Origin of the sequence: Flavobacterium magnesitis, from assembly GCF_041729735.1 — a bacterium.
Classification (GTDB): domain Bacteria; phylum Bacteroidota; class Bacteroidia; order Flavobacteriales; family Flavobacteriaceae; genus Flavobacterium; species Flavobacterium magnesitis.
The window spans coordinates 1-14,870 of record NZ_JBCFQK010000039.1; the positions used below are offsets into that span (position 1 = coordinate 1).

Sequence of the window (14,870 nt, forward strand, 5' to 3'; positions counted from 1 at the left end):
TAAACCTCTGCACTTTCAGTGCAGAGTGGTTTAGTTTACCGGTTTATCTTAAAAATAAAATCTTTACCATGCCGCAATTTTTGGCAAAAAGATATAACGGTACCGTAAGTACTATTATGGCTGTAATCTGGTTGTTAATTTATGTATTTGTCAATCTTACTTCTATTATTTATTTAGGCGCTTTGGCTATTTCATCGATAGCACCTATTAGTTTTGAATATTGTGTTATCGGTTTGAGTTTGTTCTCTGTTATTGTGACTTTGGGCGGAATGAAGGTTATCGGATATACGGATATGTTTCAGGTTATTGTTTTGATTTTAGGAGGTTTAGTTACCACATATTTGGCACTAACCTTATTGTCAGAACAGTTTGGATTTGGAAAAGACATCATAAAAGGTCTTGGAGTTATCGCTGATGAAGCACCGGGACATTTGCACATGATATTAGAAAAATCAAATCCGCATTATTCTGAATTACCTGGAATGTCAGTAATTGTAGGAGGTATGCTGATTAATAATCTGGCGTATTGGGGTTGTAACCAATACATTGTTCAAAGAGCCTTGGGTGCCGATTTAAAAACCGCCCGAAAAGGAATTTTATTTGCAGCCTTTTTAAAATTATTAGTTCCAATTATTGCCGTTTTACCCGGAATTGCCATGTACGTGATGCATGAAAACGGAATGTTTCAAAAAGAAATGGTAGATGCTGCAGGAATTTTAAAACCAGATCATGCCTATCCAACCTTAATGAATTTATTGCCTGCCGGATTAAAAGGTGTAGCATTAGCAGCTTTAACCACAGCAATTGTGGCTTCTTTAGCGGGTAAAGCCAATAGTATTTCGACTATTTTTTCTCTAGATATTTATAAAAAATATTTTAATAAAAATGCCTCAGAAAAAAAGCTGGTTCGTATTGGAAGATTAGCGGTTGTAGTTGCTATGCTTATCGGTGCTGTCGTGGCGCCATCGTTAAAATCTTTAGATCAGGCGTATCAGTTTATACAGGAATATGTTGGTTTCTTTTCACCGGGAGTTTTAGCAGTATTTTTATTGGGAATGTTTTGGAAAAAAACAACCGCTTCGGCAGGACTTGCAGGTGCGTTGCTTACGGTGCCAATTGCAGCAGTTTTAAAATTCCTGCCAGTGTGGACAAACGGAGCTTTCCCGGATTTTCCTTTCCTGGACAGAATGACAATTACATTCTTTATCATTGTATTCCTAATGGTTGCCATTAGTTTATTACGTCCGGAATCTAAAGAACAACACGAAACGCATACCATAGAAGTAGATACAGCAATGTTTAAAGTATCTTCAGAATTTATTATTGGTTCCTTTATTATCTGCGGTGTCTTAGTCGCATTGTACACCGTTTTTTGGTAATTATAATTTGTCTTTAGTTTTTGAATCATGTTAAGAGAAAAAGGATTTTACTTTATTGAAGTAAATCCTTTTCTTGTTTTTGCGTTATGATGTAGTAATTTGTTAATCCATTGCGGTGCAAATTTCAATCAAAAAACCATCAGGATCTCTCACATAAGCAACAGTTTGTCCCCAGGGTTTTGTTTTTGGATTTGCTACAATTGTCGCACCTGCATTTGCTGCTTTGGCAAGAGTTTCTTCTACATTGTTAGTTGTAAAACCAATCTCAATTCCAAAAGGTTTCTCCGTTAATCGACTTGCTGTAAAACCGTCTTTTAAATTGGATTGGGCTAGAGTGACTGAAGCAAACGAAAGTGTTGTTTCTCCCACTAAAAGTTCAGCATAATCATTATCTGGTGCAATGAATTTTCGGCTAAAGCCAAATGCATTTTCGTAAAATTCAACAGCTTTGGTTACGTCCTGAACGTATAGAATGGTATAGGCAAATTTTATCATGGTGTTAATTTTTGTTTGAGATAATAGTAGAATAATTTACTCCGCATCCGAAGCAGGAATGGATTTTAGTTTTTTCATAAAAGCTCCAAAAGCAGGTGCGAGTTCTTCAAACAAAGGATCTTTTCGGTTTTTGAGTAAGACTTCGCTAAATAATTTTAAACCAATGGCAAATTCAGTGGCTTGTTGTTTGTCGCCAAATAAATCTTTGTCTTTCAGTCTTTCGATAATAGAGAAAATATCGTCGTGGTTTTCAAAAATCAGTTCAACTGGCTCTGCCGAAATCGTTTCTCCTTTGGAATCTTTCAAATATTCCAGTGTCAATTTATATTGATGGGCTCTTTTTTCCATAATTGCGTTGTTGTTTTTATTGTTCTATAAAAGTAAAACATACAGGCCAATTAATAAAGTTAAATCAATGGGATAAGGAAATTTGCTTGGGTAAATTGTTTTGATTTTGAATTTTCGTCAGTTCGAGTAATCCCGTTTTTGGGCGGGATTGTATCGAGAACAAGAAAATTTTGAATCAAAATGGTTCTCGATACATTTTTTACTTCATTTCATTACGCAAAAAATACTCAAACTGACGTTTTTGATAATTTTAATGGTTTAAGAAAATCTATCAAAAAGACTTTAAAACAGACGAAATGTTTTGTGTTTCCTCAAAGATAACCTTGGTTAATTCGAATAAAAGTTTAACTTTATAGAACGACATTTTTTATAATTTGTACTAATTAATTTTGTGATGACTAAAAATAAAAAGATAAAAGCAGTATCCTTTGGAGAAATGTTGTGGGATGTTTTTCCAACGCATAAAAAAATAGGCGGAGCACCATTAAATGTAGCTTTACGAATGAGTGCTTTTGGAGCTAATGTTACAATGGTAAGTCGGGTAGGAGCGGATGAAGACGGAACAGCGATTGTCTCTTTTGTCAAAGAAAATGGCGTGAATACTGATTTTATTCAAGTAGCAGACGACTACAAAACAGGAGTGGTTCAGGTAATGATTAACGAAAAAGGAAATGCATCTTATGATATTTTGTATCCATCGGCATGGGATAAAATCCAGGCAGAAGTATCGTTAACGAAACAAATTGCTAAAGCCGATGTGTTTGTTTTTGGAAGTTTAAGTGCCCGTGATGAGGTTTCCCGCACTACTTTGAAGCATTTATTAGAAAACACCAGTACTTATAAAGTTTTTGATGTCAATTTAAGAGCGCCTTATTACACTTTTGAATTGGTAAACGAACTGATGCAAAAAGCTGATTTTATTAAACTGAACGACGAAGAACTGGTCGAAATCAGTCAAAAAATGAATTCGCCTTATCATTCTTTTGAACAGAATATCAAATTTATTGCTGAGCAAACAAATACCAAGCAAGTATGTGTAACCAAAGGTCCTTTTGGTGCGGTTTTGTACTATAACGATAAATTCTATTACAACAGCGGTTATTTTATAAAAGTAGTCGATACTGTGGGGGCAGGGGATTCTTTTTTAGCCTCTTTACTGACTAAATTGTTAAAAGGGAAATCACCTCAAAAAGCATTGAATTTTGCTTGTGCTGTTGGTGCTTTGGTAGCGGGAAGCGAAGGTGCTAATCCTCAACTAACAAAGGAAAAAATCAAAAAATACATGATGTTGTAGTTAACGAATAGTAGAAAATAGTACTACCTTTAAACAGCATTTACCAATTATTTAAACTCAAATTTTAAAATTTCATACCATTATGATTTCGATTACAGCTATTATAAAAAGCAAAGAAGAAACAACTGAAGTAGTAAAAGAAATGATTCAAAGTCTGGTTACGAACACCAGAAAAGAAGCAGCATGTATTCGTTATGATTTACATTATTCCGAAAATGTTTTTATTATTTGGGAAGAATGGACCGATCAGCCAGGATTGGATATCCACAACAGCCAATCCTATTTAATCGATTTTATTGCCGATAGCGAAGACTTATTAGCAGCTCCTATTCAGGTTTATAAAACGAGTGAGGTTTTTTAGTTTTATTGCTGAGAAATTAATTTAAGGTTCTCTTGCTACAGATTTGGGTTAAATTAAGCCTTATTTTCAGATTTTGCCAAATCATCCCAAATCCGTTGTTGTAACGTTAGGCGTATATTTTTATTAGTACACTTTATTTATAATTTCCATTGCTTTATTTTTAGCATCTTCGACATTTTCAAACTTTCGAGAATAGAAATAAAATAGCGCTATACCAAACTTTGGAAGTTCTAAAAAAATAAAATCATTTAAATGATGAAAGAAATAAAAATTTTCATTTTTTGTTTTAAATATAACTAAAGAATTTTGATTACTAGCTTTAGATTTTTGGGTAACTCTTTTCTGTGCAAGTCTAATTTCAGTTACCGCTTTACTTGGCGAATAATCAATGTTGGCTCTCATAATGGATACAGGAATGTCTCTTAGATATTCTAAATATTGAGACGACTTTGATTTTATGAATTTTCTCCGAATCTCTAATAATTGAAATTTATATTCTATTATTTCTAACCAATGAATTATGTTTTGCAATTGCTCATTATTAAAAAATGAGTTTGATAAATCAGTATCTTTAAAAATGGAAATTATATAGCTTTCAACACTACTCAATAAATTATTGTTACAATCTGCGCAAACTGGAATTGTCGTTTTATTATATGTTTGTTCGCTACCATTTATATCAGTTACAAAGAACTTTTTAGTGCAATTTTCAAATGCCCATTTTGGCAATACATGTTCTTTTGTTAAATTATCTTGACTTGCACAAAAAACACATATTTCTTTTTTTGATTTATCTTTTGAACTAATTTTAGGAACGTGTCTCATTAAAACATCATTCATGATTTCTTTGGAATTCTGTCTCAATTTGATCCGAAGATCTTTTAGTTTAATGTCAATATCCATAAATGTGTTTTTGATTAAGGGTCTTATAAATTTGTGCTTAACTTAGTATATATTCAATATAAAGTAGCGACTATAAACCAAAATATTAGTTAGATATTTGTTACAAGCATATTTTATCAAATGTAGTATTTTTGCTCAAATAAGTATTGTGATTTGAAATAAAAAACAAAACCCCTAAACACTTTTAATGTTTAAGGGTTTGTCAACAAAAAATAATAACCTGAATATAAATTTATAAAACCAATTCGCTTAAAGCTTCTTTGCTAAATCCTACCAATTCCTCTGTTTTTCCCGCTTTTATTTTGGCAACCCAATTCGGGTCAGACAATAAAGGTCTTCCAACGGCAACTAAATCAAAATCACCTCTATCAAAACGTCTTGTTAGTTCATCCAAAGATGCTGGTTGCGAACTTTCGCCTGCAAAAGCACCAAAGAAATCACCTGAAAGTCCAACAGAACCGACAGTAATTGTTGGAGCGCCAGTTAGTTTTTTAGCCCAGCCTGCAAAATTCAAATCAGAGTTTTCAAATTCAGCTTCCCAAAAACGGCGTTGCGAACAATGTAAAATATCCACTCCGGCATCTACAAGTGGCGTCAGCCAGGAGTCTAATTCCTGAGGTGTTTTGGCTATTTTATAGTTGTAATCAGAAGGTTTAAACTGTGAGAAACGCATAATTACAGCAAAATCATTTCCTACTTGTCTTCTAATTTCTTTCACCACTTCAATGGCAAATTTATTGCGTTCTTTTATTGTTTTTCCACCATAAATATCCGTGCGTAAATTGGTTTCAGGATTAAAGAACTGGTCAATCAAATACCCGTGTGCACCGTGAATTTCGATAGTGTCAAAACCCAGTCTTTTAGCATCGGCAGCCGCTTTTCCAAAAGCAAGAATGGTATTTTCAATGTCTTTTTCAGTCATCGTAGTTCCGTTATTGAAACCAGGGCGGTTTAATCCTGACGGACCTTCAAAAGGAACTGGCGGAACCCAGCCTGAATGGTGATTATCCATAATGCCCATGTGCCAGATTTGTGGTCCCATTTGACCTCCGGCAGCGTGCACTTCATCGATTACTTTTTGCCATCCATTTAGTGCCTGATCGCCATAAAAATGAGGAACATTTCCATCATTTGAAGATGAAGGTCTGTCAATAACCGTTCCTTCAGATAATATTAAACCGACTTCGCCTTCCGCTCTTTTTTGGTAATAAGCCGCAACATCATCCGTTGGAATTCCGTTTGGAGAAAAAGAACGCGTCATCGGCGCCATTATAATTCTGTTTTTAAGATTTAATGTCTTAAAATTAAAGGGTGTAAATAAATTAGTTGTACTCATATTATTATTTTATAATTTTTATTTTATTATAATGCTTGCAATTAAAACCACCCCGCCCTCTGGGCACCCCTCCAGAGGAGGGGAAGTCACGTAATTTCCCCTCCTCTGGAGGGGTGCCTGAAAGGCGGGGTGGCTGTTCGTTTTTTTAAGAACAAATCTTCTTATTTCCAACCACCGCCTAAAGCACGATACAACTCGATATTAGCCGCTAATTGTTCTCTTTTCATATTGGCTAATTCCAGTTCGCTTTGCAATAAATTGGCTTGTGCCGTTAACACTTCCAGGTATTCAGCCATTCCGTTTTTGAATAACAAATTAGAATTTTTAATGGCTTGTTGCAAAGTTTTAACACGCTTTTGTAAAAACGATTCTTGTTGTTCTAATTTTTCTACTTTTACTAAAGCATCTGAAATTTCGCTTACGGCAACTAAAACACTTTGTCTAAAACTCAACACTGATTTTTCTCTTTCGGCCAAAGCAATATTGTATTGCGTTCTTACTTTTTTATTGTTTAACAAGGGTTGGGTCAAACCTCCGGCAACGGTTCCAAATAAGGAAGCAGGAATGTTAAACCAACTACTGGTTTCGAATGAATTGGCGCCACCTTGTGCTGTAATTCTAAGCGAAGGGTACAAATCGGCTTTTGTGATTCCCACATTGGCGTTGGCCACTTTCAGCGCTAATTCGGCACTTTTTACGTCTGGTCTTCTGCTTACTAATGATGACGGAATTCCAACTGATGTTTTATTTTTCAGTTCGATAGCACTTAAATGTGTATTTCTTGCTTTCGAATTGGGGAATGAACCCGTTAAAACACTCAAAGCATTTTCCTGAATGGCAATGTTTTGTTCCAATAACGGAATCAATTGTGCCGCGCTCAATTGTTGTGCTTCTGATTGTTGGATCGCTAATGAAGTTACTTGTCCCGAATCGTATTTTAACTGGATAATTTTGCTCGTACTATCGTTTAATTTCAGGTTTTTTCTAGCAATATCTAATTGTGCGTCCAACATTAAAAGATTGTAATATCCTTTAGAAACATTAGCAACAACAGTAGTTTGCAATGCTTTTTTTACTTCTTCTGATTGCAGATAAGTTGCAAAAGCGCCTTTTTTCTGATTGCGGATTTTTCCCCAAATATCAGCTTCCCACGAAAGTGAAACTCCCGCCGAATAATCATCAATATGTTTTTGACCCAAAGCCTGACTCAGGTTCATTCCGGTAAAACTATTGTCGGACGGATTGCTGGTACTGGCATTGACTAATAAATTGGCCTGAGGTACATTTCCCCATTTGGATTGCGTGAAACGAAATTGTGCAATTTCGATGTTCTTAGTCGCAATTTGTAAATCGTTATTTCGCGTTACGGCGCTGTCAATTAACTGAATTAAAACCTTTTCGGTAAAGAAATTTTTCCACTCTATATCGGCAATGCTCGTACTGTCTTTTGAAACCGATGCATTCCTGAAATTCTCAGGAAATGCATCTTTTGGAGTTTCAATATCCTTCGAAATTTTACAGGATATCAAGGTGATGAAGACAAAAAGAATCATCACTATTTTGGTTATATACTTTTTCATTTTTATACTTCTTCTTTATTTTTCTGAACAGAAATCATCTTTTGTTTCAAGATCTTTCCAAACTTTGTAGGATAAGAATCCAATGCTAACAATAACTGCCAGCAAGACTATTGTGATATAATTTTCCATTTTATTTTTCTTCGTTATGGATTACGGCAACTGGTTTTCCAGAAACCTTTTCTTGTAAATGTTGGAATATGATGAATAAAACCGGGATGATTAACAACCCAAGAATTACTCCTGAAATCATTCCTCCAGCTGCACCAATACTAATCGAATGGTTTCCTTGTGCCGAAGGTCCTGTGGCGCTCATCATCGGAACTAATCCTACTACAAAGGCCAGAGAGGTCATGATAATTGGTCGCAAACGTAATTTTGCTGCTTCAATCGAAGCTTTGATTAAATTCTGTCCGGATTTTCTTTTTTGGACGGCAAATTCGACAATCAAAATGGCATTTTTGGCGAGCAATCCAATAAGCATTACCAGTGTAACCTGTACATAAATGTTGTTTTCAATTCCTGTTAAACCAATGGCTACGAAAACTCCAAATATTCCTGTTGGGATTGAAAATATTACAGCTAATGGCAAAATGTAACTTTCGTATTGTGCTGCGAGTAAGAAATAAATGAATATCAAACACAGCAGGAATATCGTTGCCGATTGACCTCCAGACGAAATTTCTTCCCTGGTTTGTCCTGAAAATTCGTAGCTGTAACCAGCAGGCAATTGTTGTGCTGCTACTTCTTCGATGGCTTTAATCGCATCTCCAGAACTAAATCCTGGTTTCGGAATGGCATTGATCGAAATAGAGTTGAATAAATTGTATCTCGATGCGGTTTCAGAACCATAAATACGACTCAGTTTTACCAAAGTATTGATAGGAACCATTTCACCACGATTACTTTTTACAAATACACGATCAATTGACGATGGATCAGCTCTGTCAGCAATATCCGCCTGAACAATAACTCGGTAGTATTTTCCAAATCGGTTAAAATCTGAAGCTTGTGCACTACCAAAATACGCTTGCATCGTTTGCAGAATGTCTTTTACATTCACACCCAATTGATCGGCTTTTTCATCATCGATATCCAATTGCAATTGCGGATAATCGGCTTTAAACGAGGTAAAGGCAACCGCAATTTCAGGACGTTTCATTAATTCGCCAATAAAATTTTGAGAAATTCCACTGAACTTATCCAGTTTTCCACCCGTTTTGTCTTGTAAAACTAAATCTAAAGCTTCCACATTACTAAATCCAGGAACGGTTGGGAAACTAAATACAAAGAAACTTCCGCCAGAAATAGCGCCTAATTTGCCACGAACCTGATTCATGATTTCGTCGATATTTTTCACTTCGCCACGTTCTTCATTTGGTTTCAATAACACAAAAACTACTGCCGATGATGGACTGGTAGAATTAGTCAATAAGTTAAAACCTGAAATAGCAGTAACGTCTCTGGAAGCATCTAATTTGCTTAAAATATTTTCAGCTTCGGTCATTACTTTTTGAGTTCCGTCAAGAGAAGTTCCTGATGGTGTATTTACTGCAATGGCAATAAATCCTTGATCTTCTGTTGGAATAAATCCTGATGGCGTAGTATTTACCATTACAATTGTTGCCACAGTTATTAATGCTAATCCGCCTAAGCTCAACCATTTTCTGCGAATTAAAAATTGCAATCCACCCACATAACGATTCGTTAAGGAATTGAAACTGTTATTGAATCCGTCAAAGAATTTTTCTTTAAATCCTCTTTTTACATAAGGCGTATTTCCATCATGTGCAGCGTGATTGTCTTTTAAGAACAAAGCGGCAAGGGCAGGACTCAATGTTAACGCATTTACAGCCGAAATTACAATTGCAATAGCCATCGTAAAAGCAAACTGACGGTAGAAAACTCCCGTAGAACCTTCCATGAAACCAACAGGCAAGAATACTGCTGCCATTACTAAAGTAATCGAAATAATCGCTCCGGTAATTTCGTGCATTGCTTCGTGGGTTGCTACTTTTGGCGACAAATGTTTGTGCTCCATTTTGGCATGCACGGCTTCGACCACCACAATCGCATCATCGACGACAATACCAATGGCAAGAATTAAAGCGAATAAAGTCAAAAGGTTAATCGAAAATCCGAATAACTGCATGAAAAAGAACGTACCTAAAATGGCTACAGGAACTGCAATGGCTGGAATTAATGTAGATCTAAAATCTTGTAGGAACAGAAATACCACGATAAATACCAGAATAAAAGCTTCAATCAAAGTATGTTTTACCTGATCTATTGATTGGTCTAGAGATACTTTAGTACTGTAAAAGATATTTTTGTTGATGCCTTTAGGGAAATCTTTAGAAGCCTTTTCCATCAATTTATTAATGGCAACCTGAATGTCGTTCGAATTAGAACCTGCCAACTGAATTACTCCAATTACAATTCCTTTTTTACCGTTCAAACGCGTTAAACTGTTGTATGAATATGCACCAAGCTCTACTCGGGCAACATCTTTTAATCGAAGGATTGAACCATCAGCATTTGAACGAATAGCAATGTTTTGATATTCTTCAGGTTTGGTTAGTTTTCCTTTGTATTTGATTACATATTCGAAAACTTCTTTACTGCGTTCTCCAAATTTTCCCGGAGCAGCTTCCAAACTTTTGTCCTGAATGGCTTTCATGACTTCGCTTGGCGTCACATTATACGTTGCCATTTGAGTTGGATTCAACCAAACACGCATCGAATAATCTTTAGTTCCTCCAAAAATCGCTGCCGAACCAACACCTGGAATACGTTTGATCTCAGGAATAATATTAATTTGGGCATAATTGGCAACAAAAGTCTGATCGTATTTTGACTCGTCATCGGTATACATTCCGATAGCCATAATAAAACTGTTTTGTTGTTTGGCAGTGATAACTCCTTGTTGAACTACCTCTGCTGGCAACTGACTTGTAGCCTGTGCGACTCTGTTTTGAACGTTTACTGCGGCCTGATCGGCATCAGTGCCTAGTTTAAAGAAAACCGTAATGGCTAAAGTTCCGTCATTACTGGCTGTAGAGCTCATGTAAGTCATGTTCTCTACACCATTTATCGATTCTTCCAGAGAAGGTGCAACCGAACGTAACACCGTTTCAGCATTTGCTCCAGGATAAACTGCGGTTACTAAAACCGATGGCGGTGCTATATCAGGAAATTGCTGTAAGGGCAATTTGGTAAGTCCAAGTACTCCTAAAATCACCAATAAAATGGAGATAACGGTGGCAAGTACTGGTCTTTGTATAAATATTTTGAACATTGGTATAAAAATTATTTTTTAATGATTTGAGCAATTGGTGCTTTTGATTTTTCAGGCTGAATGGCTTGCCCTTCCTGAAGTTTGTCGATACCACTTAATACAATTTGATCTCCTGATTTTACTCCGTCCGTGATTAAATAATTGGCTCCGCTTTTTCCGCTAATGGTAATAGGCATTTTGTTGACTTTGTTTTCTTTGTTTACAGTGAAAACAAAAACTTTATCCTGCATTTCAATTGTTGCCGATTGTGGAATCAAAATAGCATTATCATGCTGCACTCCTAAACGAATTTTTCCGGTATTTCCAGAACGTAAAGTCCCGTTTTTGTTAGGGAAAGTAGCCCTAACAGTAATAGCACCAGTATTTTTATCAAATTGTCCGTCTACCATATCAATTTTTCCTAATTGCGGATAATCAGAATTATCGGCAAGGATTAAGGTTACAGGAGGTAAGTGTTTGATTTTGTCTCCAAGTGTATTTCCAGCATAAGCCGATTTGAATTTGATAAAGTCAGTTTCGCCTAATGAGAAATAAGCATACACTTCATGCACATCAGATAAGTTGGTTAACGGCTCAATATCAGTTGCTGAAACTAAACTTCCTTGTTTTTTAGGCAATCTGCCAATGTAACCACTCACCGGAGCGGTAACATTAGTGTATCCTAAATTAATTCTTGCTGAACCTACCATTGCTTTTGCCTGCTCAATATTAGCCACTGCAATTTTTTGTGAAGCTTTAGCTGTTTTTAGCTGGTAGTCTGAAACTACTTTATTTTGAACCAAAGGAGTCAATTTGTCTACTTCTAATTGAGCGTTTAAATAGGCTGCTTCTGCTGCGTGAAGATTAGCCAAAGCATTGTTTAATTGCTCACGAAAAGGACGTTCGTTGATTTTAAAAAGAGTTTGTCCTTTGCTTACATAAGCACCTTCATCTACATATATTTTTTCTAGATTTCCACTTACTTGTGGACGAATTTCTACATCTACTGCACCTTGTAGCGCTGCTGGATATTCAGCATCAGTTACAGCGTGAGCGCTTTTAATGGATAAAACGGGTAGAAGTGGAGCCTCTGCTACTGGAGGAACTGCATTCTTATCGTTACAGCTAATAACGAATAATGCTACTATGCTGATTAGGGTAATTTTTTTCATAATTGGGATTGAATTTAAAATGGAATTGGAAAGTATTGTTTTTGGAATAATCGTTTCAGAATTCATGCTGTTTGTTATTTAAAAGTTATTGTTTTGGATAGCGATAATTCTGGAATAATCGTTTCAGAATCAATGCTGTAAATTAAAAAATGGTATGCGTATTCTATAATTTTATCTGAAATAAACGTTCCAGAATTTGGTAAAAAAAAGTGCTATTTAAATATATTTTTAATCAGGAATTCTGACATTTTTTTGATTTTGATTGGATTTCCATGAAGGATATACGATTGCTTCCATCCTGTAAAAGAAGTAGCAATGTATTCAGCCATTAAAGCTGCATCTTCAGTATCGTCCATTTCTCCATCATCCATCGCTTTTTGAACTATGGTAGCCATAAATTCGATGAAAACATCATTGTTTTTACTCATTTGATTACGAACAGTGCAATCATCCGGAGCAATTTCGAAAATCGTTTTCATTCCCAGGCATCCTTTGTCGCAGTCTACAATCCAATCTGCCTTATCAGTAATAATTTTAATTAATGCTGCTTTAGCCGATGTTTCTTTACATACTTTTTCTTTTACTTCCAGCATGGCATTATCGAAATAATTAACAATGCATTTCATAAACAATTGATGCTTGTCGCCAATGGTATTGTATAAGCTACTTCTATTGATCTGCATTGCATCCACAAGGTCTTGCATCGAAGTAGCATTATATCCTTTTTCCCAAAAGACATTCATTGCTTTTTCAATTTTTTCAACCTCGTTAAATTCTATACAGCGAGCCATACCATTTAATTTTACTCTGCAAATGTAAAAACTATTTTTGAAACAAGCGTTTCAGAATTAATATTTTTTTCAATTTTTTTAGAAACCCGTTTTTTTAATTATATATTCTTAGAATATTTTAACATATAAGTATCTGTTAATGAGTGTTTTGAGGTGTTTTTTTTGCTGTGCGCTTTTTTTAGTTTCATTATTCTGTATTTGTTTAAGAAATAGAAAGTAACTCACTACAAAACATGAAATTATGACATTTATTAAATAAAAATATTCAATGATTTTGCTTTACATTTTGAAGTTAAATGTTTATAGTCTAACTCAAAAAAATCCCATTCAGCATTTTGTTGAATGGGATTTTTACTATTTTAATTTGGAGTGAATTAAATTCTAAATCCTCCTGAAACTTCAATTCTTTGTGCATTGATCCATTTAGAATCGTCTGAACAAAGGAATGCAACTACGCTTCCAATATCATCTGGTAAACCAACTCTTCCTAAAGCCGTTTCAGAAGCCAAAAAATTATTCATATCTGCAACATCACGAACAAGGCCGCCACCAAAATCAGTCTCAATAGCACCTGGAGCAACTGAATTGACTCTTATTTTTCTACTTCCTAGTTCCACCGCCTGGTATCGGGATAAAGAATCGACTGCCGCCTTCATTGCACCATAAGCAGAATATCCAGCAAAAGAAAATCTTGCCAAACCAGAAGATGTGTTTACAATACTGCTTCCGTCATTTAATAATGGTAATAATTTTTGAGTTAAGAAATAAGGTCCTTTGAAATGGATATTTGTCATTGCATCCAGAATTTCTTCGGTAGTTGTTTCAAAACTTTCGTTAATACCAATTCCTGCATTATTAACCAATGCATCCAGTTTTGCGGAAGAAAATTGAGTGTCTAAAATATTTTTTACTTCAGTTACAAATTGGTCAAAACCTGCTGTCGTAGCAATATCTAAAGACAATGAAAAAGCCTTTTGTCCGATCTTTTCAATTTCTTTTACTACTTCGTCCGCAGCTTCTTTTTTGGTTTGATAGGTAAGGATAATATCAAATCCTTTTTTTGCCAATGCTAATACTGAATCTTTTCCTAATCCACGACTTGCGCCTGTTACTAATGCTATTTTATGTGCCATTTTTTTATTATTTTAATTAATGGTACAAAGTTGAAGAATTAACGCATCAGCTTATTTGCATAAATCAAATGAAAGTTTGTGAAAATCAAACAATCAATAATTCTCTAAAATTTTGTGGTGATTGTTTGCTGTGTTTTTTAAAGAAATTAGAAAAGTGAGCAACCTCTTCAAAACCTAATGTAAAAGCAATTTCCGAAATATTCCATTGCGTTTGAGTTAGTAGCATTTTGGCTTCCTGAAAAATTCGGCTTCCAATAATTTCTCCTGTAGTTTTGCCTGTTGTATTTTTCAGTACTCTGTTGAGGTGATTGACATGAACGCCTAGAATTCCTGCAAAATCGGCAGGTGTTTTCAGTTGCAGCAGCTGGCTGATATTTTCGATAGGGAACTGTCTCTCCAAGAGTTCAATGAACAGCGTTGTGGTTCTTGAAGCTGCCGTTTTGTTGTTTTCCAGTGGAAGAATTGGTTTTAATTTTTGTCCAAAATGAATCAACTCCATTAAATAATTCCTCAGCAAGTCATATTTATAAACATAATCAGATTGGATTTCTTCGTGCATTTTAAGAAAAATTGCTTCGAAGTTTTGAAACTGTTCTGTGGATATTTGGTAAACAAAATCACTATGAGGGGAGAAAATGGGAAGATTGTCTATTTCTAATCCAATTTTAGAAGTTGGTAAAAAATCTTTGGTAAAAACACAAAAATGTCCTGACTGCTCTATTGAAAGATGGGTGTAATTGTATGGAATTTTTGGAGATGCAAATAGAACTGCACAGTCTTCAATTTCAATGGTTTTGTCGGCGT

13 protein-coding genes are annotated in these 14,870 nt (G+C 35.2%); 3 read left to right on the forward strand and 10 right to left on the reverse strand.

Features of this window, described 5'->3' with window-relative positions:
* A partial coding sequence (locus AAGV33_RS16045) for a sodium:solute symporter family transporter (protein ID WP_373393358.1) occupies positions 1-1,379 on the forward strand: 1,379 nt, incomplete at its 5' end.
* Positions 1,380-1,481: 102 nt separating this feature from the next.
* On the opposite strand, the gene AAGV33_RS16050 is transcribed toward AAGV33_RS16045, so the two are convergent.
* Together AAGV33_RS16050 and AAGV33_RS16055 are read right to left on the reverse strand one after the other, a co-directional pair.
* Positions 1,482-1,874 carry a VOC family protein gene (locus AAGV33_RS16050; RefSeq protein WP_373393360.1) on the reverse strand — a complete coding sequence of 131 codons (393 nt, stop codon included), beginning with the start codon at positions 1,872-1,874 and terminating at the stop codon, positions 1,482-1,484.
* A 36-nt stretch (positions 1,875-1,910) separates the two neighbouring features.
* Positions 1,911-2,222, reverse strand: a complete 312-nt coding sequence (locus AAGV33_RS16055; RefSeq protein ID WP_373393361.1) for a DUF3861 domain-containing protein — start codon at positions 2,220-2,222, stop codon at positions 1,911-1,913.
* Between the two features lie 394 nt (positions 2,223-2,616).
* Here AAGV33_RS16055 and AAGV33_RS16060 point away from each other — a divergent pair, with 394 nt between their 5' ends.
* Together AAGV33_RS16060 and AAGV33_RS16065 are read left to right on the forward strand one after the other, a co-directional pair.
* Positions 2,617-3,516: a carbohydrate kinase family protein gene (locus tag AAGV33_RS16060; protein ID WP_373393362.1), complete on the forward strand. Its 900-nt coding sequence runs from the start codon at positions 2,617-2,619 to the stop codon at positions 3,514-3,516.
* 82 nt (positions 3,517-3,598) lie between these two features.
* Positions 3,599-3,877, forward strand: coding sequence for a putative quinol monooxygenase (locus AAGV33_RS16065; protein ID WP_373393364.1), 279 nt, complete (start codon positions 3,599-3,601; stop codon positions 3,875-3,877).
* A gap of 123 nt (positions 3,878-4,000) precedes the next feature.
* Here AAGV33_RS16065 and AAGV33_RS16070 read toward each other — a convergent pair whose 3' ends face one another.
* From AAGV33_RS16070 to AAGV33_RS16105, 8 genes are all read right to left on the reverse strand, one after another.
* The gene (locus AAGV33_RS16070; protein WP_373393365.1) at positions 4,001-4,780 is read right to left on the reverse strand and encodes a hypothetical protein; all 780 of its coding nucleotides are present in this window, start codon (positions 4,778-4,780) and stop codon (positions 4,001-4,003) included.
* A gap of 232 nt (positions 4,781-5,012) precedes the next feature.
* Positions 5,013-6,116: an NADH:flavin oxidoreductase gene (locus AAGV33_RS16075; RefSeq protein WP_373393367.1), complete on the reverse strand. Its 1,104-nt coding sequence runs from the start codon at positions 6,114-6,116 to the stop codon at positions 5,013-5,015.
* A gap of 161 nt (positions 6,117-6,277) precedes the next feature.
* The gene (locus AAGV33_RS16080) at positions 6,278-7,696 is read right to left on the reverse strand and encodes a TolC family protein (RefSeq protein ID WP_373393369.1); all 1,419 of its coding nucleotides are present in this window, start codon (positions 7,694-7,696) and stop codon (positions 6,278-6,280) included.
* Positions 7,697-7,826: 130 nt separating this feature from the next.
* Positions 7,827-10,991: an efflux RND transporter permease subunit gene (locus AAGV33_RS16085; protein WP_373393371.1), complete on the reverse strand. Its 3,165-nt coding sequence runs from the start codon at positions 10,989-10,991 to the stop codon at positions 7,827-7,829.
* Positions 10,992-11,002: 11 nt separating this feature from the next.
* On the reverse strand, positions 11,003-12,142 hold the full coding sequence (locus AAGV33_RS16090; RefSeq protein ID WP_373393372.1) for an efflux RND transporter periplasmic adaptor subunit: 1,140 nt from the start codon (positions 12,140-12,142) through the stop codon (positions 11,003-11,005).
* A 212-nt stretch (positions 12,143-12,354) separates the two neighbouring features.
* The gene (locus AAGV33_RS16095) at positions 12,355-12,933 is read right to left on the reverse strand and encodes a TetR/AcrR family transcriptional regulator (RefSeq protein WP_373393374.1); all 579 of its coding nucleotides are present in this window, start codon (positions 12,931-12,933) and stop codon (positions 12,355-12,357) included.
* Positions 12,934-13,307: 374 nt separating this feature from the next.
* A complete protein-coding gene (locus AAGV33_RS16100; protein ID WP_373393375.1) occupies positions 13,308-14,066 on the reverse strand; it encodes an SDR family NAD(P)-dependent oxidoreductase in 759 nt (252 codons plus the stop codon).
* An 85-nt stretch (positions 14,067-14,151) separates the two neighbouring features.
* The coding region (locus tag AAGV33_RS16105) for a helix-turn-helix domain-containing protein (RefSeq protein ID WP_373393377.1) at positions 14,152-14,870 on the reverse strand (719 nt) is incomplete at its 5' end.